Source organism: Reyranella sp. (genome assembly GCF_004297265.1).
In the GTDB taxonomy this organism is placed as follows: Bacteria; Pseudomonadota; Alphaproteobacteria; order Reyranellales; family Reyranellaceae; genus Reyranella.
Genome location: NZ_SCUT01000058.1, coordinates 60,615 through 80,894, shown reverse-complemented (window position 1 = coordinate 80,894; position 20,280 = coordinate 60,615). Strand labels below are relative to the sequence as shown.

Annotated in this window: 17 protein-coding genes and 1 tRNA gene; 11 read left to right on the top strand and 7 right to left on the bottom strand. The window is 64.4% G+C overall.

Features of this window, described 5'->3' with window-relative positions:
• On the bottom strand, positions 1-652 hold a 652-nt coding region (locus tag EPO41_RS26410), incomplete at its 3' end, for a class I SAM-dependent methyltransferase (protein ID WP_296331937.1).
• Between the two features lie 766 nt (positions 653-1,418).
• Here EPO41_RS26410 and EPO41_RS26405 point away from each other — a divergent pair.
• A complete protein-coding gene (locus EPO41_RS26405; protein WP_296331935.1) occupies positions 1,419-2,303 on the top strand; it encodes a transposase in 885 nt (294 codons plus the stop codon).
• A gap of 587 nt (positions 2,304-2,890) precedes the next feature.
• Here the strand turns inward: EPO41_RS26405 and EPO41_RS26400 are convergent.
• Positions 2,891-2,967: transfer RNA gene (locus tag EPO41_RS26400), tRNA-Pro, on the bottom strand.
• 108 nt (positions 2,968-3,075) lie between these two features.
• Between EPO41_RS26400 and EPO41_RS26395 the strand changes: the two genes are divergently transcribed.
• Entirely contained in the window at positions 3,076-4,332 is a 1,257-nt protein-coding gene (locus tag EPO41_RS26395; RefSeq protein ID WP_296331933.1) for an MFS transporter, read from the top strand.
• Between the two features lie 4 nt (positions 4,333-4,336).
• On the opposite strand, the gene EPO41_RS26390 is transcribed toward EPO41_RS26395, so the two are convergent.
• From EPO41_RS26390 to EPO41_RS26375, 4 genes are all read right to left on the bottom strand, one after another.
• Complete coding sequence (locus EPO41_RS26390) at positions 4,337-4,945, bottom strand: glutathione S-transferase family protein (protein WP_296331931.1); 609 nt, start codon at positions 4,943-4,945, stop codon at positions 4,337-4,339.
• Between the two features lie 65 nt (positions 4,946-5,010).
• Positions 5,011-6,345: a Rieske 2Fe-2S domain-containing protein gene (locus EPO41_RS26385; RefSeq protein ID WP_296331939.1), complete on the bottom strand. Its 1,335-nt coding sequence runs from the start codon at positions 6,343-6,345 to the stop codon at positions 5,011-5,013.
• Positions 6,345-7,679: a Rieske 2Fe-2S domain-containing protein gene (locus tag EPO41_RS26380; RefSeq protein WP_296331929.1), complete on the bottom strand. Its 1,335-nt coding sequence runs from the start codon at positions 7,677-7,679 to the stop codon at positions 6,345-6,347. Before EPO41_RS26380 ends, EPO41_RS26385 begins: the two co-directional genes overlap by 1 nt.
• A 28-nt stretch (positions 7,680-7,707) precedes the next feature.
• Entirely contained in the window at positions 7,708-9,000 is a 1,293-nt protein-coding gene (locus EPO41_RS26375) for an O-acetylhomoserine aminocarboxypropyltransferase (RefSeq protein ID WP_296331927.1), read from the bottom strand.
• Positions 9,001-9,263: 263 nt separating this feature from the next.
• Between EPO41_RS26375 and EPO41_RS26370 the strand changes: the two genes are divergently transcribed.
• Both EPO41_RS26370 and EPO41_RS26365 read left to right on the top strand, forming a co-directional pair.
• Entirely contained in the window at positions 9,264-9,713 is a 450-nt protein-coding gene (locus EPO41_RS26370; protein WP_296331925.1) for a tripartite tricarboxylate transporter TctB family protein, read from the top strand.
• Between the two features lies 1 nt (position 9,714).
• Positions 9,715-11,217, top strand: a complete 1,503-nt coding sequence (locus EPO41_RS26365) for a tripartite tricarboxylate transporter permease (protein ID WP_296331924.1) — start codon at positions 9,715-9,717, stop codon at positions 11,215-11,217.
• Positions 11,218-11,221: 4 nt separating this feature from the next.
• Here EPO41_RS26365 and EPO41_RS26360 read toward each other — a convergent pair whose 3' ends face one another.
• Positions 11,222-12,274, bottom strand: coding sequence for a lactonase family protein (locus EPO41_RS26360; RefSeq protein ID WP_296331922.1), 1,053 nt, complete (start codon positions 12,272-12,274; stop codon positions 11,222-11,224).
• A gap of 201 nt (positions 12,275-12,475) precedes the next feature.
• On the opposite strand from EPO41_RS26360, the gene EPO41_RS26355 reads away from it, so the two are divergent.
• The 7 genes from EPO41_RS26355 (at position 12,476) to EPO41_RS26325 (ending at position 20,235) form a co-directional block, all read left to right on the top strand.
• The gene (locus EPO41_RS26355) at positions 12,476-14,533 is read left to right on the top strand and encodes a patatin-like phospholipase family protein (protein WP_296331920.1); all 2,058 of its coding nucleotides are present in this window, start codon (positions 12,476-12,478) and stop codon (positions 14,531-14,533) included.
• A gap of 4 nt (positions 14,534-14,537) precedes the next feature.
• A complete protein-coding gene (locus tag EPO41_RS26350) occupies positions 14,538-15,383 on the top strand; it encodes a hypothetical protein (RefSeq protein ID WP_296331918.1) in 846 nt (281 codons plus the stop codon).
• 153 nt (positions 15,384-15,536) lie between these two features.
• Positions 15,537-16,808, top strand: a complete 1,272-nt coding sequence (locus EPO41_RS26345) for an ABC transporter substrate-binding protein (protein WP_296331916.1) — start codon at positions 15,537-15,539, stop codon at positions 16,806-16,808.
• A 30-nt stretch (positions 16,809-16,838) separates the two neighbouring features.
• Positions 16,839-17,741 (top strand): branched-chain amino acid ABC transporter permease, encoded by a 903-nt coding sequence (locus tag EPO41_RS26340; protein WP_296331914.1) that lies wholly within the window; start codon positions 16,839-16,841, stop codon positions 17,739-17,741.
• A gap of 6 nt (positions 17,742-17,747) precedes the next feature.
• Positions 17,748-18,752 (top strand): branched-chain amino acid ABC transporter permease, encoded by a 1,005-nt coding sequence (locus tag EPO41_RS26335; RefSeq protein WP_296331912.1) that lies wholly within the window; start codon positions 17,748-17,750, stop codon positions 18,750-18,752.
• Positions 18,752-19,522: an ABC transporter ATP-binding protein gene (locus EPO41_RS26330; RefSeq protein WP_296331910.1), complete on the top strand. Its 771-nt coding sequence runs from the start codon at positions 18,752-18,754 to the stop codon at positions 19,520-19,522. Before EPO41_RS26335 ends, EPO41_RS26330 begins: the two co-directional genes overlap by 1 nt.
• Positions 19,519-20,235, top strand: a complete 717-nt coding sequence (locus EPO41_RS26325; protein ID WP_296331908.1) for an ABC transporter ATP-binding protein — start codon at positions 19,519-19,521, stop codon at positions 20,233-20,235. Before EPO41_RS26330 ends, EPO41_RS26325 begins: the two co-directional genes overlap by 4 nt.
• Positions 20,236-20,280 lie beyond the last annotated feature (45 nt).

Sequence of the window (20,280 nt, the reverse complement as noted above, 5' to 3'; positions counted from 1 at the left end):
TGGCTTTCTGCTGTCTTACCTGGACTGAAGGGTGCTTCAGAATTGTCAGCATATGCGGCTTCCTGAAAGTTTCACCATCTTGAACGGAAAAAACCTCTGTCCATCCCGCATCTTTCAGGAGAAGCAACGTTTGAGGTGCTCTGACCCCCCACCCCCCTGCGAGAGAAATTATGAAGCGAAGATTGGTCATCGCGTTAAAGTCTTTCACGATGTCTTTATTGTATTCCAAGTCTTTGATATGTTGGAGAACAACTGAATCATAGATTACATTGATGTCCTCAGACGAAACCAGTTGGGACCGATCGTCGTATAGCGCATCATAGCTTTTTCCGATGGGATCCTTCCGTAGATTTTCGATCATACGGGGCAAATCCAGGCCGATGACCCGTGAAAATCGTGAGCGTAAAAACTCGACGTTGCGACCCAATCCACACCCAAAATCTAATACAGTTCCGCCTCCTTGGCCCGCCAGAGAAAGGTCGCGCCCAAGTTTCACAAGTGCGTCCTCAAACCCTGCCGGGAGCTGGTTTTTTTCCCACCACCCGACTTTTCTGCCGGTAATTCTCTGCTTCACGAAGGACAAGTCATCCGACGAAGAAACCGATTCCCAGTTGGCGTAGCGATCCCAGATCATCTTTTCATCAGCGGCCATGGCTTCGGACCTCGCATTTTCTAATTTAAACGTATTGCGTGTAATCGGCTCCGTCAAATGAATCGGGCGTAACGAGCTGATTGATTGGACATGTGTCGGCTTGGAACCTCGGGGAGGCTTGGCCGCCTGCACCGCCGACGATTCCGTGCGTCTTCTATCAGTCGTCAATGTTCTGACGGGGCGACGCGCGGTCGGCCGCACCGATCCGTACCCACCCGAGGGCGGTTGAGTATGCTTTCTGATTCATCTGCTTGGAGGTATAAACATGTTGAACGGCCTATCGATCGTCCAGCCTCGTCATCCGAACGAATTCGAAACCAAGGCTCTCGCAGCTATCCTCCGGCGCAAACCGGAAGAGTGATTGGTGGGCGGACAGGGACCGATATGAGACGCGCGATTTATGTCTTGAAGGGATCGAAGTGTATTCCAGAGCGGTTGAGAATGTGATTCAACCTGCTGGCTGGAATGGAGGCTGGCATCGATGTGTCCTTTCTCGAATGACCTGCGTGAGCGTGTGGTTGCAGCGGTAGGAGCCGGCGAGAGCTGCCGGTCGGTGGTGGCACGGTTTGATTTTGCGGCGTCCACGGTGGTGGAGTGGTCGCAGCGCTACCGGCGACAGGCTCCGTGGCGCCGGGCAAGGTTGGCCGCCAACCGGTGCTGAATGCCCACCGGGCCTTCATCCGGGAACGGATCGACCGGACGCCGTAGCTGACCCTGCACAAGCTCAAGGACGAGCTGGCGGTCCGGGGCGTGGTGGTCTCGCACAATGCGGTGTGAACGCCGTGAAGGGCTCAGCTTCAAAAAAACACTGTTCGCTCTTGAGCAGGCCCGGCCCGAGTGGCCCCGCCATCGGCGCTGGCAGGCCCTGCAGGCAGGGCTCGATCCGCGGCGCCTGGTTCTTCATCGACGAAACCTGGATCAAGACAAACATGGCTCCCGTGCGCGGCTGGGCCCCGAAGGGCCAGCGCCTGCGCGGCTCAGCCCTCAGGGACGGTGGCGAACCCTGAGCTTCCTCGGCGCGCTGCGCTGGGACGGGATCACCGCCCCATGCATCTTCGACGGTCCGATCAATGGCCAGTACTTCCGCGCCTATGTCGAGCAGCTGCTCCTGCCGGCCCTGCGACCAGGAGACATCGTCGTCCTGGACAACCTCGGCAGCCACAAAGCCAAGACCCTGCGCCCGATGCTCGAGGCCGTCGGCGCAAGGCTTTGGTACCTGCCGCCCTACCCACCCGACCTAAACCCGATCGAAAAGCCCTCTCCAAGATCAAGCACTGGATGCGCCCAGAAGCGCACCCCGGAGGGCCTATCGCGCTGCGTCGGCAAGCTCCTCAAGACCATCCGACCGGGCGGGCGGGTCCGTCCGGATGGCCAGGCGCCTGCGCTCCCGCGGCGTGGGCGTCGTCAGCGTGAAGCCGCGAGGCGCCTCCATGACGATCTCGGCCCGCGCGCCGCATTGGCTGCAGACGAACGGGCAGGGCTCAAAAGGGCGATCGAGATCCTCGCCCTCGGCCGACAGCGGCGCGTAGCGCTCGCACGTTCGGCAGACCACAAGCACGCGCCCTTCAGGATCGTCAGAAGCGCCCGCAGCGTGCAGAGGCGGTGGGGGCAGGGGGCGACCATCAGCGGGTCGTGCCGCCCGCCGCGGTGAGCTACGGCCCGGTAGGGCGCCGGCGCCGGGCGCGTCTCGATGCTCGACTCCGCGATCCAGCGCTGCATCGCCTCGGCCTCGGCCGCTGTGGCGAAGCGGATCAGCTTGTAGTCGACATCGGCGGGTGCCCAGCCGGCGACGGCGTAACAGCCGGCCGGTCCGGCGATTCGATCGGCGGCGGCCATGAGTTCGGCCTCGTCGGCCACGCGGAAGAGCTTCACACGGTGCAGGCGGGCAACATGAGGAAGGGGCCTTCACGCGGGTGGCGTGGCGGTTCGTGCTGCGGCGAGCCATGGCGATCTCCGGTTGGCGGCAGGCCCACGCCCCGCCGCCCGCTTCTGTCTCGAGGGGAGTCGTAGAGCGCGGTCGGCCGGGTGACGATCCGGGTTCCGCACATGCCGTCATGATGGGCCCGCGGGGGCTGCTGACGATGCCGTCAGGACCCTCGGCGGTGCCTGAGAACCGGGCGGGAACATCCTCCGGGACTCTGTGCACCGGATTTTGCAGAATCGAACAAATTTACGCGCATATTGGGCGGGGCGGCTTCCTCGCCTCGCTGCCGAAACTCAATGAATTCAAGGCTTAAATGGTCGGGGCGACAGGATTTGAACCTGCGACCCCCAGTCCCCCAGACTGATGCGCTACCAGGCTGCGCTACGCCCCGACCGGTGCCGCCGGCCGGTCGGCCCGCGGCACGGGGGCTTTAGCGCGAATGGCAGCGTTGCCGCAAGCTGCGCTTGCGCCGAAACGGGTGACAAAGGATACAGGCGCCATGATCGATCCTGGCCAGCGCGTCCTGCTGTTCTCCTCCATCGGCCACGCGCTGATGCACATGATGGCGGCTTTCTACGCCGTGATCGTGCTGACCCTCGCGGTTTCCTGGAACCTGCCGGCCGAGGATCTGCTGCGCCTCTATGCGCCGGCCACGGTCCTGCTGGGCGTCATGTCGCTGCCGGCGGGCTGGGCCTCGGACAGGTTCGGGGCGCCGGCCATGATGGTCGTGATGTTTTTCGGCCTCGGCCTGTCGTCGATCGCCTGCGGCCTGGTGCCGAGCGGCGACTCGCTGGCGCTGTCGCTGGCCCTGTGCGGGATCGGCACATTCGCCGCCTTCTATCATTCGGTCGGGATCGGCTGGGTGATCCGCACGGCGAAGGAGCAGGGCCACGCGATGGGCGTGAACGGGCTATGGGGCAGTGCGGGCCTGGCGCTCTACGGCATCGTGCCCGGCGTGCTGATCTCGCTGGCCTCGTGGCGCGCGGCCTTCATCGTTCCCGGCATCGTCTGCCTCGTCGTCGGCGTCGTGCTCTGGGTGCAGATCCGCCAGGGCAAGGTCGGCGACCGGCCGATGCCGCAGGCCAAGGGTACACAGGTCGGCCGTCGCGATTTCTGGCGCGTGTTCTCGGTGCTCTCCGTCACCATGGCGCTGGAAGGCGTCATCTGGCAGGCGGTGATGTTCGGCGCCGCCATGGTTTTCGAGGTGAAGCTCGCGCCCGAGATCTCGGCGCTGCGCGACGGGCTCGCCTCGTGGGGCGTTGCCACGCAGATCGTCCTGTGGGTCGGCCTCGCCACCTCGATGATCTATGTCGTCTCCGGCGTGGCGCAGTATGCGATGGGGAGGCGCATCATCGACCGCTATCCGCTGAAGGCGACTTATATCGTGGCCTCGGCGCTGCAGGTGGTCGCCATGCTGGCCTTGGCCATGGGCAACGGCTACGTGGCGCTGCTGGGCGCCATCGGCTCGGCTGTGCTGAGTTCGGCGGCGGGCCCGATCGAGAACATCCTGATCGCCCGCTACACGCCCAGCCGCTATCACGGGCTGGGCTTCGGCGCGAAGTTCGTCGTGGCCTTCGGGGCCGGGCCGCTCGCGATCCTGCTGATTGCCTGGGTGCGCGAGACGACCGGAAGCCTGGAACTTCTGTTCCTCGGCCTCGCCGCCGTCTCGGTCGCGATCACCCTGGTGGCGCTGCTGCTGCCCGGCAAAGAGCGCGACGCGTCGTTGCCGGCGCCGCGGGTCGCGCCCGCGGAGTAGCGGCTTACTTGGCGGCCCGGGCGGCCTTGTAGGAGGGGCGCGACAGGCAGCGATCGAGCCAGGCACTGACGTTCGGGAACGGGCCGAAGTCGACCTTGATCGGCTTGGCCCAGCTCATGATCGAGGCCAGGTTCAGGTCCGCGACGGTAAAGGTCGAGCCCAGCAGGTAGTCGCGGCCTTCGAGGGCGCCGTTGAGCACCGCCAGCGGCTTCGGCAACGCCTTCTGCGCCTCGGCGACGACCTCCGGCTTGCGCTTGTCGGGCGCGGTCATGAACATGTCGATCAGGATCGTGAGCAGGTGTTTCTCGAGCTCGGTCATGCCCCAGAAGCTCCACTGGTTGCACAGGGCCTGATCCTCGAGGCTGGCCGGCATGAAGCCGTCCCTGCCGTGCTTGGCGGCGAGGTAGAGGTTGATCGCCATCGACTCGAAGAGTTTGAAGTCGCCGTCCACCAGCGTCGGCACCTTGCCGTTCGGATTGACCTTGAGATAGTCGGGATTCTTGAGGTCCTTCATCTCGACGGCGATGTGCTCGTACGGAATGCCGAGTTCATGCGCGATCCAGAGGGCGCGCGCCGCACGTGAGGCCGTCGGCCCGTAAATCTTGATGGTCACGAAAAATCTCCCCAAGCCGATATCGCGGCGAACGATAGTGCAGCGCCTGGCGCCGGTCTAACCCTCTATTCCGCGAGGCCGTATTCGCCGCCGACATAGCCGTCCCGGTGGCCGAAGCGTTCCATCATCACCGCCGTGAGATCCTTCTCGGCGGCGGCGATCCATCCGCCTGCTCGCACGGCATAGCGCTGCGAAGCGGCGGCCGCGCGGGGCGGTTCGCCCTGCTGCAGCGAACGGGCGGCAGCCATCAACATCTTGCGGAACTCGGCGATGCCGACATCCGTGGGACCGAGGTGCTCACGGGTGCGGTCCTGGATCGCACCCTGGCTGTCCTGGATGGCGGCATCCTGGTCGGACACGCCACTGATACCGGTGTAGCTCAGCGTCTTCTGCAGCTCGCGATCGATCATGTAGTCGTTGCGCATGTTGCGCTTCGGCACGTAGTGCTCGTCGATCTCGGCATGCAGGCTGAGGCCCGACGCATACTTGGCGCGTTCGGCGTTGGTGAGCGGCCGGTCGGGCACCCAGCTGTAGGTGTAGATCCAGCAGCTCGTGTCATCGACCGGAACCCAGGTCTGCCCGTGATAGACCTCGCCCGGGAAGGCGACCGGCACCAGTGCGTGGTTGGGCGCGAGGTACTGGGCAATGCGCCAGTAGAGGTCGGTCGTGTCGGTCTTGCGGCCGGCGGCGATGACCAGCCCGGCATCGTGGCCCTGGACCCTGAATTTCGGCCGCGGATCGTCGGTCACCCAGCGGCTGCGGTCGGCGAGGCCGCCTTCCTGACCGATCGCCGAGGTCTTGCGCAGGATGTCGAGCCGCGTGGCTTCGTCCCTGGTCGGGATGGCGTGCAGGAAGGAGAAGTGCGCGGTGTCGATGGCGCCTTCGAGGCTCTGTACCCAGTTGCAGTCCTGCCATTTCTTCGAGACGAAGCGATGGCCGGCGGGCACGAGGCCGAGCTCGAGCTGCGGCAGTTCCGGCATGTGCTCGCGCGGGCCCATATAGACCCAGATCATGTCGGCCCATTCGCGTACCGGGTAGGATAGGAGCTTGATCGTGTCCTTGTAGGCGGATTCCGGCGGCGAGGTCGGGAGGTCGACGCAGTTGCCGTCGATGTCGAACTTCCAGCCGTGGAAGGCGCAGCGGATGCCGCAATCCTCGTTGCGGCCGAAATAGAGATTGGCACCACGGTGCGGGCAGTGCGGTTCGACGATGCCGACCCGTCCGTCGGTCTGGCGGAAGGCCAGCAGGTCCTCGCCCAGGATGCGGATCTTCTTCGGCGGCCCGTCGCGCTCGGGCAATTCCTCGGAGAGCAGCGCGGGCATCCAGAAGCGGCGCATCAGGTCGCCCATCGGCGTGCCGGGGCCGCTCTGCGTCAGGAACGCGTTGTCGGCGGCGAGCATCACTCACCCAATCCGTACTGGTTGCCGACATAGCCGCGATCGTGGCCAAAGCGCTCGGCCATGACCGTGGCGAGGTCCTTGTCTGGCGCGGCGATCCAGCCGCCCGAGCGCACGGCATAGCGATGTGCCTTGTGTGAGGCGGCCGGCGGCTCGCCCGCGGCCAGGCGGCGCGCCGTGCCTATCACCAGCTTGCGGAACTCCACGATGCCGATGTCGGTCGGGCCGAGATGTTCCTTCGTTCGATCCTGGATCGGGCCCTGGCTGTCCTGGATGGCGGCGTCCTGTTCGGAGACGCCGGTGATGCCGGTGAAGTTCTCGCTGAGCTGGACGCTGCGGTCGCGCAGGTAGTCGTTGTCTCTGTTGCGCAGCGGCTTGTAGTCGGCATCGACCTCGGAATGGACGTTGAAACCGCCGCGGAACTTGGCGCGCTCGGAATTGCTGAGCGGCCGGTCGGGCTGCCAGCAGTAGGTGTAGATCCAGCAGTTCACGTCGTCGACCGGCACCCACGACTGTCCGTAGTAGATCTCGCCGGGAAACGCCGCAGGTGTGTAGGCGTGGTTGGGCATGAGGAATTGCGCGATGCGCCAGTAGAGGTCGGGGCCGTCGGTCTTGCGGCCGCCGGCAATCACCAGGCCGGTGTCATGACCCAGCACGCTGAAGCGCGGGCGCGGGTCGTTCTGCACCCAGCGCACGCGATCATCGGGCTTGGCCTGGTCGGCGAGGGCCGCCCGGCTCATGGCGCGGCGTGCCGCCTCGTCGTCGGTCGCCAGCACCTTGTGCAGGAAGGAGAAATGCGACGTGTCGATGGCGCCTTCGAGGCTCTGCACCCAGTTGCAATCCTGCCACTTCTTGGTGACGAAGCGCGAGGCGGCAGGGACCAATCCGAGTTCGAGCTGCGGCAGTTCGGGCATCGTCTCGCGCGGGCCCATGTAGACCCAGATCATGTCGGCCCATTCGCGGGTCGGATAGGCGAGCAGCTTGATCGTGTCCTTGTAGGCGGATTCCGGCGGCGAGGTCGGGAGGTCGACGCAGTTGCCGTCGACGTCGAATTTCCAGCCGTGGAAGGAGCAGCGCAGCCCGCAATTCTCGTTGCGACCGTAATAGAGGTTGGCGCCACGATGGGGGCAGTGAGGCTCGACGATGCCGACCCGTCCGTCGGTCTGGCGGAAGGCCAGGAGGTCCTCGCCCAGGATGCGGATCTTCTTCGGCGGCCCGTCGCGCTCGGGCAATTCCTCGGAGAGCAGCGCGGGCATCCAGAAGCGCCGCAGCATCTCGCCCATGGGCGTGCCCTTGCCGGCACGGGTCAGGAACTCGTTGTCCGCCTTGCTGAGCATGTCTCCTCCATCCCAGAATACGATCTCGTTATTTCTTCGTGGCTTTTTCCAGAGCCTGATCCAGATCGGCGATGATGTCTGCAACCGTTTCGATGCCGATAGACAGGCGCAGCACGTCGGCGCCGGCGCCGGCGGCCACGCGCTGCTCGTCGGAAAGCTGGCGGTGCGTGGTCGAGGCGGGGTGGATGATCAGGCTCTTGGCGTCACCGATATTGGCGAGGTGTGAGAAGAGTTCGACACTGTCGACGACCTTCACGCCGACGTCGTAGCCGCCCTTCACACCGAAGGTGAAGACCGAGCCGGCGCCCTTGGGCAGGTACTTCTTCGCCAGTGCATTGTATTTGTTCGAGGGCAGGCCGGCATAGTTCACCCAGGCCACCGCCGGATGCCTTTCGAGATGCTGCGCGACCGCCAGCGCGTTGGCGCAATGGCGCTCCATGCGCAGGCCCAGCGTCTCCATGCCGAGCATGGTGAGCCAGGCGTTGAACGGCGCCTGGGTGGGGCCGAGATCGCGCAAGCCCACGGCGTGGCTGTGGAACGTGTAGGCCATGTCGCCGAATGTCTCGTAGAAATTGAGCCCGTGATAGGCCGGCTCCGGGCCGGCGAGGCTCGGGAATTTTCCGCCGCGCGACCAGTCGAACTTGCCGGAATCGACGACAGCGCCGCCCATGGAAGTGCCGGTGCCGCTCAGGAACTTGGTGGTGGAGTGGACGACCAGGGTGGCGCCGTACTCGATCGGCTTGCACAGCCAGGGCGTGGCCAGCGTGTTGTCGACCAGCAGCGGTACGCCGGCATCCTCGGCGATGCGGGCGATCGCCTCGATGTCGCTGATCACGCCGCCCGGATTGGCGAGGCTCTCGATGAAGAAGGCCTTCGTCCTCTCGGTGACCGCACGCTTGAAATTGTCGGGCGTATCGGCGTCGACGATGTTCGCTGTCCAGCCGAACTTCGGATAGGTGTTCTTCATCTGTTGCAGCGATCCGCCATAGAGGCGCGAGGCGGCGACGATCTCGGCGCCCGGAGCCATCAGCGGGAAAAGGGCGAGGACCTGGGCGGCGTGGCCCGAGGAGGCAACCGTGCAGCCGCGACCACCCTCGAGCGTTGCCAGTCGCGTTTCCAGCGCGGCATTGGTCGGGTTGGTGAGCCGGGAATAGATGAACCCCACGGTCTGCAGGTTGAACAGCGCCGCGGCGTGGTCGGCGTCTTCGAAGACGTAGGCCGTCGTCTGGTAGATCGGCTGGGCGCGGGCGCCGGTCGTCGGATCGGGGGCAGCGCCCGCATGCAGCGCCAGTGTCTCGAATCCATATGTCTTGTCGCTCACGCCGCTCTCCCTGTGGCTTTGGCAATTCACATCGCCATTCCGCACATCACCGGTTCGTTCCGTCAAACCCAGGACAAAATTTCGCCTATGGGAATGCGCTCGTCGCAGCGAGGGCCGCTTGGTGAATGTTCCTTCATTCCGGAGAGCGGGGGTGGTCGGGCCCGGCGTCAGCTTGGCGTAAGCATCGGAGGGTAGGGTCCAGCGCTGTGTTTCGCGATTACGGCCGTCGCAGCACAGCGTAAACGTTTGGGGAGCGAAACACCGTGAATCGGTTTCTGACCAAGGACTTCCTGTCCGGGTTGATGTTCGTCGCCTTCGGTCTGGCGGCTCTCTATTTCGGCCAGCACCTTGCGGTCGGGACGCCGGTCCGAATGGGCCCCGGCTACGTGCCGCGGATGCTCTCCCTGATCCTTCTGGCTCTGGGTGTTGTGGTGTGCATCGTGGCGCTGGTGAGCGGAAGCGAGCCGGTCGAACGGCCCAAGTGGAAACCCATCACCCTGGTCACCCTCGGCATCGTCTGCTTCGCGCTGCTGTTCGAGCGGGCGGGCCTGATCCCGGCGCTGATCGTACTGGTCATGATCTCGTCGCTGGCCGGCGAGGAATTCAAGCTCACCGAAGTGATCGGCAACATCGTCGTCCTCTCCATCCTCTGCACGATCGTCTTCAAGGTCGGGCTTGGGATGAACATCTCCGTCGTGCAGGGGATTTGGTAAGATGGATCTCCTCGACAATCTCGTCCTCGGCATCGGGGTCGCCTTCACCTTCCAGAACCTGACCTATGCGCTGCTGGGCTGCATGGTCGGCACGCTGATCGGCGTTCTTCCCGGCATTGGTCCCGTGGCGACCATCGCCATGCTGCTGCCGATCACCTTCCACCTGCCACCGACGGCCTCGCTGATCATGCTGGCCGGCATCTACTACGGTGCGCAGTACGGCGGTTCGACGACCTCCATCCTGGTCAACCTGCCGGGCGAAGCGTCGTCGGTCGTGACCTGTCTCGACGGCTACCAGATGGCGAGGAGGGGGCGCGCCGGCGCGGCGCTGTCGATCTCCGCCGTCGGCTCGTTCTTCGCCGGCACCATCGGCACCATCATCATCGTCATCTTTGCCGAGCCGCTGACGCGCATGGCGCAGAAGTTCGGGCCGGCCGACTACTGCTCCCTGATGGCCCTCGGTCTCGTCGCCGCGGTGGTGCTGGCCAGCGGTTCGATCACCAAGGCGATCGCGATGGTGTTCCTCGGGCTGCTGTTCGGCCTGATCGGCACCGACGTGAACACCGGCGCCCAGCGTTTCACCTTCGACATTCCGGAGCTGAGCGACGGCATCGACTTCGCGCCGATCGCCATGGGCCTGTTCGGCATCGCCGAGATCGTGGTCAATCTCGAACGACACCTGGAACGCGGTGGGGCGATCAAGGTGGGTTCGTTGTGGCCGACGCGCGAGGAGATCAGGCGTTCCATTCCGGCCATTCTGCGCGGCACCATGCTGGGATCGTTGCTCGGCGTGCTGCCGGGCGGTGGTCCGACCCTGGGCGCGTTCTCGGCCTACACGCTCGAGAAGAAGCTCTCCAAGAACCCGGGTGAGTTCGGCAAGGGCGCGGTCGAGGGAGTCGCCTCGCCCGAGGCGGCGAACAATGCCGCCGCCCAGACCTCGTTCATCCCGATGCTGACGCTCGGCATCCCGTCCAACGCCGTGATGGCGCTGATGGTCGGTGCCATGATCATCCAGGGCATCCAGCCCGGCCCCGAGGTCATGACCAAGAAGCCGGACCTCTTCTGGGGCATGATCGTCTCGATGTGGATCGGCAACGCCATGCTGGTGATCATCAACCTGCCGATGATCGGCATGTGGGTGAAGCTGCTGACCGTGCCCTACCGCTATCTGGCACCCGCCATCCTGCTGTTCTGCTGCATCGGCGCGTACAGTCTGCAAAACAGCACCTTCCACGTCATGCAGGTCGCGATCTTCGGCGTGCTGGGCTACGTCTTCGTCAAGCTGGGCTGCGAGGGTGCACCGTTCCTGCTGGGCCTCGTGCTGGGACCGCAGATGGAGGAATACTTCCGGCGCGCCATGCTGCTCTCGCGCGGCGACGCCATGGTCTTCATCGAACGCCCCATCAGCCTGGGCCTGCTCATCACGACGGCGCTGCTGCTGATCCTGATGGCGCTGCCGAGTATCAAGAAAGCCCGCGAGGAGGCCTTCCAGGAGGAAGGCTGACCCTTCAGCGCGAGAAGACGATACACGCCGGGCTGCCGACCCTGGTCCGCAGCCTGGTGGAGGCCAGGAGCCCAGTGCGGCCGATCTTGTAGGCGATGATAGAATCGCCCCCCTGGTTGGCGACATACAGGAAACGCTCCGCCGGATCGAAGGCGAAGAAGCGCGGCACGCCACCTTTGGTCGGCACCCATTGGCGCGGCGTCAGTGTGCCCTTGGCGGCATCGATCTCGAAGACGCCGATACTGTCGTGGCCGCGGTTCGAGACATAGACATTGCGCCCGGCCCCATCGACCCAGATCTCCGCGCCGGTGCTGTAACCCGTGAAGTCCGACGGCGTCGATGGCACGGTCTGCAGCGGCGCCAGCGCTCCGCTGGCCGTATCCTGGCGATAGGTCGTGATCGTCGAATCGAGTTCGTTGATGACATAGGCGAAGGGCTTCCGCGGATGGAAGTCGATGTGGCGTGGACCGGCGCCCGGACGGGAAGCGACACGGCTGGCTTCGACGAGCACGCCGCGCCTGGCATCGAGCCTGTAGCCGATCACGCAATCCGAACCCTTGCAGGGCAGGTAGAAGGTCTTGCCGACGCGATCGAGCGGATTGTGATGCGGCCGCACGTTCTTCTGCTCCGACCGGTGCGGACCGAGTTGGGCCGATACCGTCGTGAGCGTGGAATAGGGGCCAAGAGAGCCGTCCTTCGTGATCGGCAGGACCGCCACGGAATCGGAGCCGTAGTTGCTCACCACCAGGAAACGCCCTGCGGCGTCGAAGGCGAGGTGGATGGGGTTGTAGCCCCCGGTCGGCTGACGGTTCAGGACGGCAAGACGGCCGGTCTCCCGATCGATCGTGAAGGAGGTCGCCTCGCTGCGATCGCCATGTACGGAATAGAGCCTGTTTCCCGCTTCGCTCAGCGCCAGAAATGACGGATTCTCCAGTCCGCCAAGATGCTGGATATGCCGGAAGGCACCGCTGCGCGGGTCGACGCGATAGACGTTGATCCCGTTCCCATGGCCCCCGCGCTCGGGCGAGGTGTAGCTGCCGACATAGGCGAAAGACATCACGCAACCTCCGATACAGCCGTCATTTTCACTCTCAGGTCGGCCAATGCAAGTGCGCGCGCATCCTCCCTGCAGATATGCATTTCCGTGAATGGCAATGCTGGTTGAAACAAATCACGATCTTCTCGCATTCGTAGTGTTCGGCGGAAAGCGAAGAAGGCATTTCCGCCGGGGTCGCGAAGAGCGATTGGGGGGACGCAAATGCCTACGAACGACAGCGTTTTCGAGATCGGGCTGGCCATGGCTGGCGCCATATCGGCGGGAGCCTACTCGGCCGGGGTCATGGACTTTCTCTTCCAGGCGCTCGACGCCTGGGAGAAAGCGAAACGCGAGGCGCCGGACACGGTCCCCAATCACTCGGTCTGCCTCAGGGCAGCGGCCGGCGCTTCGGCGGGCTCGATCACGGCAGCGCTCGCGGTCGTTACTGCTGCCGGTGGCCTCCAGAGGGAAGAGTTCGCCATCCCGCAGGCCGGCAAGCAGAAATACAAGTGTGTTCTGCCGGGCCTCTACACCGCCTGGGTCAACAAGCCCGACATGGCCTCGCCGGAAGGTGCGCCGGACCTGCTTTCCAATACGGACCTCAAGGCGGACGAAGCCCCGAGATCCGTTCTGAATGCGCAAATTCTCGGCGAGCTCGTCTCGGAAACGCTGCGCGTGGCGCCGGATGACGGCACCGCGTCAGTGCCGGCGCATGGCGGACAGGGACTGCCTTACTTCGCCAGGCGCTTCCACTTGTTCCTCACGCTCGCCAACATGCGGGGCGTACCCTACCAGGTGAGTTTCACGTCGGGTGGCAGGCTTGCGGCACACTCGATGATGAGTCACGGCGACCGCGTGCACTACGTGGTCGAGGGAATTGGCCTGCATGACGGAGAGAATGACTGGCTCTCCCAGGATCCAGCCATGCCGCTGGCCGTCTCCAGTGTGCCGAAGGGCGACCAGGCATTGAACGGAGATTGGCTGGCTTATGGACAGGCGGCCCTGGCATCCGCGGCATTTCCCGTCGGGCTGGCCGCCAAGTCGATCGCAACAAATACCAAATACTACGACAAGCGCTCATGGCCGAGCCAGGCCATGAATGCCCGACGCTTTGCGCCAACATGGCCCACGGTCTGGGGGCACGATCCGCGCGATTTCCGCTTCATGAGCGTCGATGGCGGCCTTATCGACAACGAGCCGTTCGAGTATGCGCGCCGCTCGATCCTGCCCAACAACGCCGACATGAACCCGCGACAAGACGATGACGCACGCGGTGCGGTGCTGATGGTCGATCCATTCCCGGAGGGACCGGAATTCCCGCCCGACGATCAGCAGGATGCGACGGTCCTGGAAGTCGCCAAGTCACTGTTGCCGATCCTGAAGAACCAGGCACGCTTCAAACCCGACGAACTGGCGGCGGCCCTCGACGACCAGGTCTTCAGCCGTTGGCTGATCGCGCCCACACGCGCGAAGACGGAGACCCAGGATGAAACCTATGCGATCGCAACCGGCGTCCTGGGCGGTTTCGGCGGCTTTCTCGACGAGTCGTTCCGGGCACACGACTACCAACTCGGCCGTCGCAACTGCCAGCAATTCCTGAAGAAGATCTTCGTTGTCGGCGATCGCAATCCGATCGCCTGGGACAAGGAAGGCGGCAAGCCGAAATGGTCCGATGCGGCATTCAACGACCGGCGATTCCGGTACTGGGACGAGAAGAAGCAGAAGCACTTCTGCTCGATCATTCCCGTTGTGGGCGATGCCGAGCCGGAAGTACCGGTGCCGCCGTGGCCGCGCATCGATGAAAACAGGTTGGCCAGAATCGAGAAACGCATCGAGGCCCGGGCAGCCTACGTCGCGCCCAAGCTGCTCAACTTCAAGAGTGTGAGCCCGGTCTTCAATTGGGGGCTCCGGCAAGCCTGGAGCCTGATCGGCGAGGAGCGATTGCTGTCCTACGTGCGCGGCACCATTCGCGCCGACCTGATACGCCGTGACCAGCTCGAAGGCTGGCAATCCTATTCGGATGGTGCGCGGGCGGCGATCGCGGAGCTTTCACTGTCGGCTTACGACTATCGCACCATCAACGGGCCCAAGGGTCTCTGCAAGACGACCGGCTTGAGCGAGGCGAACGTTCGCGACGCGTTGAACGAAGTGAGGATGAGACAGCCCGACCTCATCTGGTCGGGGCAGGTCGGAAACCAGGAATGCTGGACGCTGCAGGCACGGCGACCGGGGTGGATCGCACGCAACAACCCGCTCGGCGGGCAATTGAGCATCGGGTGACGCCATGCTGCTTTCGATTGCTTCCGCGGCCATCTCGCTCATCATCGTCTTCCTGGTTGTCAGCCTTCTCTGCACGACGGCTCAGGAATTCGTCGCCGGCCTGTTCTCGATGCGCGCCAGGACGCTCGAGGCGACACTGGAGAAGATGCTCGACGACGACGAGCGGACGGGCCTCGTCGACCAGCTGTACGCGCATCCGTTGATCAAGAGCCTGGCCCCCTCGGGTCGTCTGCCGTCCTACATTCCGAAGGACCAGTTCGCGTTGGCGATCCACGACATGCTGACGCGCGGCCGGGCGCTTCAGGTCGGCAATGTCCTGCCGGTGTTCCGCATCCTCATGAAGGAGGCGGGTGGCGACGAAGTAGCCTTCAAGAAATCGGTTGAGACCTGGTTCGACGCCAGCATGGAGCGGGCCGGTGGCTGGTACAAGCGGCAGACACAGCGGATCGTCCTGACGCTCGGGCTGGTCATCGCGATTGGTTTCAACATCGACGCCATGCGGATCGCGACGGCGGTGGCGAGCGCGCCGCCCGCGATGCAGACGGATGTCGTGGCCGAAGCCAGGCGGCTTGTGGAGCAGACCAACGCACAGGCAAACCTCGACACGCTCACCAGGCTCCAGATTCCCTTTGGATGGACGAAGGACTACCGGGTTGCCGGTGATGCAGGTCCCTGGACGTCCGCCTGGCTGGCCGCCTGGATCGTCGCCTTCGCCGGGTGGGCGATGACTGCGCTCGCCGCGTCGCTGGGCTCGCAATTCTGGTTCGGCATTCTCGTTCGCTTCGTCAATATCCGGTCGGCCGGCAACAAGCCGGAGGAAACCGACGCGGCGAAGGCCAAGGCCGGTTAGCGGGCGATCGAACCGAACAGTAGAACGCCCTGCATGATGCGGGGGTATGTTCCCTGTCCGCTGGCCGGTTGTCATTTGACCATGCCGAACGATTGCCCATAGGATCGCGGCAATCGGTCGAAGACCATAAGAACTATTCCGGGAGTGAATACCATGACGTCCATCGAGTCGGGGCGCGCGAGCCGTCGTCGAGTTCTGAAGGGTGCAGGGGCCATGGCCGCCGTCGGGCTGGTCGGCGCCCCGGCGATCAGCAAGGCGCAGACCGGCGCCATCAAGATCGGCGTGCCGACGATTCTGTCGGGCCGCGTCGCGATCCTCGGCCAGACCAGCGTCGGCGGCCTGAAGGACGTGTTCGACAAGTTCAACGCGGCGGGCGGCATCAACGGCCGCAAGATCGAGATGGTGGTCCGGGACTCCAAGGGCGCGCCCCAGGAAGCCGCCAAGGTGACGCGCGATCTCATAAACAACGACAAGTGCGAGATCATCCTCGATGCCGAGGCGTCGAGCGCGGCCTTCGCCGTCCAGGAGGTCATCCGCGAAGTCGGCGTTCTCTGCATCCACTCCAATTCGGAGACCTCGTCTCTGACGGCCGACCCGAAGCTTCACGTGCCGACCGCCTTCCGGACGGCCCGCCAGGGCATTCACGATGCGATCGGCGGCGGCGACTACGCCGCGAAGATCGCCAAGGCCAAAGGCCTGAAGAAATGGGCGACCTGTTCGCCGGACTATGCCTATGGCCGCTCGAACACGGCCGAGTTCATGGAATACGCCAAGCATTTCGACGGCAACATCCAGGTCGTCGAAGAGTCATGGCCCAAGCTTTTCCAGCCGGACTACACCGAGGTCGTGACCAAGCTCCTCAACGCCAAGGCCGACGCGATGTATTCGGCGCTGTGGGGCGGCGATCTCGTGGCCTTCATCGACCAGGCCAACCTCTACGGCCTGTTCGACAAGCAGGCGTCGTTCATGGTGAACCTCGGCGACTACGGCGTCGTCGACCAGGTGAAGCAGTTCCCGCAGGGCGTCTACTCGGGCGGCCGCTACAATCGGGTAGTGCCGCCCACCAAGGAAAACGAGGAGTGGTACCAGAACTACGTCAAGACGCAGAAGCACAAGCCGACCAACTGGTCGTGGGAGAATGCGGTCGCGGCCGAGTTCATCGTCGAGGCGCTGAAGAAGACCAACGGCGATACCAACGGCAAGAAGATGGCCGAGGCCATCAAGGGCATGACGCTCAAGAGCCAGTTCGGCACCAAGGGCTCTGTGACGATGCGTGCCGAGGACAACACCCTGGTCGACTACATCATCGGCTACGGCGTCTCGCTCTCCAAGGAGCCCTACGTGGCCGACTTCCAGTCCTCGGCCTGGGAGCCGATCTTCGAGCTCGAGAAGCAGTGGAAGAAGAAGCAGGGCTATATTTCCTGACCGCATAACGATTTCGAGTAGGATAAACAGGTGGATCTCGACGCGTTGTTGCGTTGCGTCGGGACGACGTCATGCGTCGTCACGCAGCTCACCAGCGGCATGATCATCGGCATGCTGCTGTTCCTGATCGCGTCGGGCGTGACGCTGATCTTCGGCGTACTGAACGTCATCAACTTCGCGCATGGCTCGCTCTACATGATCGGGGCGTATGCGGCGTGGACCTTCTACCAGCTCACCGGCAGCTACTTCGTCTCCGCTCTGGGGGCGGCGGTGGCGGTCGGCGTGCTGGGGGTCCTGTTCGAGCGCGCGCTGATGAGCAAGGTTTACGGCTCCAACGTGCTGATGCAGCTCCTGGTCTGCTATGCCGTGGTGCTGATCTCCGACGACCTCATCAAGATCATCTGGGGGCCGGTGCCGCTCTCGATGGGCATGCCGCCCGAGTTTCGGCTGCCGCCCATCCGCTTCATGGGCGGCGTCATTCCCCCATTCTATCTCTTCATGATCCTGGCGGCGATGGCGATCGGGTTGCTGCTGTGGCTGGTCATCGTCCGCACCCGCTTCGGCAGCATCGTGCGGGCCGCGGCCATCAACGGCCCGATGGTGTCGGCGCTCGGTATCCGGGTGAACCTCTACTATGCCGCCGTCTTCGGCATCGGCAGCGCGCTCGCGGGCGCGGCGGGGGCGCTTGCGGCGCCCGTGCGCTCGCTGACACCGGGCATGGGTTTCTCGATCCTGATCGAGTCCTTCATCGTGACGGTGATCGGCGGCATGGGCTCGATCGTCGGCGCCTTCGTGGCCTCGATCATCATCGGTCTGACGCGCTCCTTCGGCAGCATCGGCTTCCCGCTGTTCGTCGACGGGGTGATGTTCCTGATCATGGCGCTGGTCCTGATCTTCAAGCCCAGCGGCCTGTTCGGCCGCGCGCACCGGTAGGCGGCGATGACGTCACGTTGGAGAGATCTGGGCCTTGCCGGGCTGGGGCTGGTCCTGTTGCTGCTGGTGCCGGTGTTCGGCGCGCCGCCTGCCATCCGCGACTTCATCATGTTCGGCATGGCCTACGGACTGCTGGCCATGTCGCTCAACCTGCTGATCGGCTACACCGGGCTCGTGTCGTTCGGCCACGCGATGTTCTTCGCCGCCGGCGCCTATGCGTTCGGCCTGGCGATGCAGTCCGGCAAGTTCTCGATACCGGCTGCCTTCGTGCTGGCGATCGGCTTCACGGCGCTCATGGCGCTGATCGTCGGGGCGATCTGCGTGCGGTTGAACGAGATCTACTTCGCCTTCCTGACGCTCGCCTTCCAGATGCTGTTCTACAACATCATCCTGGGCTGGGTGTCGTTCACCGGCGGCGACCAGGGATTGATGGGCGGCATTCCGCGGCCGAAGTTCCTGGGCATCGATCTCGCCGACCGGACGCAGCTCTACGTCTTCTGTTCCGTGGCATTCGTCGTCTGCATCGCCATCCTGCGCCAGGTCGTGACGTCGCCCTTCGGCTACACGCTGCGCATGATCCGCGACAACCAGGAGCGCGCGGCCTTCCTCGGCATCAACGTGACCATGGTCAAGCTGGCCTGCTTCGTCATCTCTGCCTGCATCGCTGGCGTCGGCGGCATCCTGCTCACCCTGTTCGTTTCGGGCGCCTATCCCAATTTCGGCTTCTGGACGACGTCGGGCGAGGCGATCTTCATGATCCTGCTGGGCGGATCGAACGTCTTCCTGGGGCCGCTGGCCGGCACGGTGATCCTGCGCCTGCTGAACGACATTACTGTCAGCTACACCAGCCACACGGAGCTGGTGCTGGGAATCGTGATCCTCGTCCTGGTCCTCGGCCTGCGCAAAGGCCCGCTCGACCTGCTGGCCGAGCGCTGGGAGAACAGGCGCCAGGCGGCGGCCCAGGCGATCCGCGATGCTGCGGACAAGGACGCAGCGAAGGGCGGCAGCTGATGCTGAAGCTCGAACACCTCAAGAAATCCTTCGGCGGTGTGGCGGCCACGCGCGACGTGACGCTGGACTTCGCCGACGGCTCGCTCAGCGCCATCATCGGTCCCAACGGCGCCGGCAAGACGACGCTGTTCAACCTGATCACCGGCCGTTTCCCGCCCGACACCGGGCGCATCCTGCTGGCGGGAGAGGACATCGCCGGCCTCTCGCAGCGCAGGATCGTGCGGCTGGGGATCGGGCGCGCCTTCCAGGTCGCGAGCCTGTTCCCGACCCTCACCGTGTCGGAAGCGCTGGCGGCGGCGGCGCAGGCCCATCAGCATCGCGAAACCGTGTTGCGCTCGCCGTTCCCGCTCGCCACGACGCTGAAGCACGGCGACGAGATCATGGAACTGCTGGGGCTCACGCGGGTCGCCGGCATTCTGAGCCGTAACCTCAGCCACGGCGACCAGAAGCTGCTCGATATCGGCCTGGCGCTGGCGCTGGAACCCAGGGTGCTGCTGCTCGACGAGCCGACCGCCGGCATGGGGCCGGAAGAGCGCTGGCGCATGATCGAGACGGTGCAGCGCCTGTGGCGGGCGCGCGGCATGACCTTGATCTTCATCGAGCACGACATGGACATCGTCTTCAAGGTCGCCCAGACGGTCCGCGTCCTGTCCTACGGGTCGGTGCTGGCCGAGGGCACGCCGGACGAGGTGCGGACCAATCCCAAGGTGATCGAGGCCTATCTCGGCAAGTCCGCGCACGGAACTTCAGGACAAGGGGCCGCAGCATGAGCGCCGCGGAGATCCTGAAGGTCGAGGATATCGACGTCTTCTACGGCGCCAGTCAGATCCTGTTCGGCGTCTCGTTTGGCGTAGAGAAGGGCCAGTCGCTGGCGCTGCTTGGCCGCAACGGAGCGGGCAAGAGCACGACCATGAAGGCCATCATCGGCATCGCGCCGGCCAGGCGCGGCACGGTCTCCGTGCGCGGCGCGCCGGTTCAGAGGTTCACGCCCGACCGCATCGCCCGCGAGGGAGTGGGTTTCGTGCCCGAAGACCGGCAGATTTTCCCGGAGCACTCGGTCGACGACAACCTGAAGATCGCGATCAAGCCCGGCGTCGGCGGCCGCATCGACTGGACCCTGGAGAAGATCTACGACGTCTTCCCGATCCTCGCCTCGATGCGCGGCCGCATGGGCGGAAGACTGTCCGGCGGCGAGCAGCAGATGCTCACCATCGCGCGCACGCTGATGGGCAATCCGGACGTCGTGCTACTCGACGAGCCCAGCGAGGGGCTGGCGCCTATCATCGTCGAGAAGATCGGGGAGCTGATCCAGCGCCTGCGCGACATGGGAACGACCCTGATCGTGGCCGAGCAGAACATGCATTTCTGTCTCGATATCGCCAGCCACGTCGCGGTGATCGACAAGGGCCATATCGTCTATCGCGGCTCGATCGACGAACTGCGGGCCAATGACGACGTGAAGAAGCGCTACCTCGCGGTCTGAAGAACGACCCACAAGTCATTGAAGAAACTGGATATTCCGCCAATA

Bases quoted from the DNA above. Each gene is read 5' to 3' on its own strand.
- EPO41_RS26405 (WP_296331935.1), top strand. From the start codon at position 1,419: ATGCGGTGTGAACGCCGTGAAGGGCTCAGCTTCAAAAAAACACTGTTC.
- EPO41_RS26395 (WP_296331933.1), top strand. From the start codon at position 3,076: ATGATCGATCCTGGCCAGCGCGTCCTGCTGTTCTCCTCCATCGGCCAC.
- EPO41_RS26385 (WP_296331939.1), bottom strand. From the start codon at position 6,345: ATGCTCGCCGCCGACAACGCGTTCCTGACGCAGAGCGGCCCCGGCACG.
- EPO41_RS26380 (WP_296331929.1), bottom strand. From the start codon at position 7,679: ATGCTCAGCAAGGCGGACAACGAGTTCCTGACCCGTGCCGGCAAGGGC.
- EPO41_RS26365 (WP_296331924.1), top strand. From the start codon at position 9,715: ATGGATCTCCTCGACAATCTCGTCCTCGGCATCGGGGTCGCCTTCACC.
- EPO41_RS26360 (WP_296331922.1), bottom strand. From the start codon at position 12,274: ATGTCTTTCGCCTATGTCGGCAGCTACACCTCGCCCGAGCGCGGGGGC.
- EPO41_RS26355 (WP_296331920.1), top strand. From the start codon at position 12,476: ATGCCTACGAACGACAGCGTTTTCGAGATCGGGCTGGCCATGGCTGGC.
- EPO41_RS26350 (WP_296331918.1), top strand. From the start codon at position 14,538: ATGCTGCTTTCGATTGCTTCCGCGGCCATCTCGCTCATCATCGTCTTC.
- EPO41_RS26345 (WP_296331916.1), top strand. From the start codon at position 15,537: ATGACGTCCATCGAGTCGGGGCGCGCGAGCCGTCGTCGAGTTCTGAAG.
- EPO41_RS26335 (WP_296331912.1), top strand. From the start codon at position 17,748: ATGACGTCACGTTGGAGAGATCTGGGCCTTGCCGGGCTGGGGCTGGTC.
- EPO41_RS26330 (WP_296331910.1), top strand. From the start codon at position 18,752: ATGCTGAAGCTCGAACACCTCAAGAAATCCTTCGGCGGTGTGGCGGCC.
- EPO41_RS26325 (WP_296331908.1), top strand. From the start codon at position 19,519: ATGAGCGCCGCGGAGATCCTGAAGGTCGAGGATATCGACGTCTTCTAC.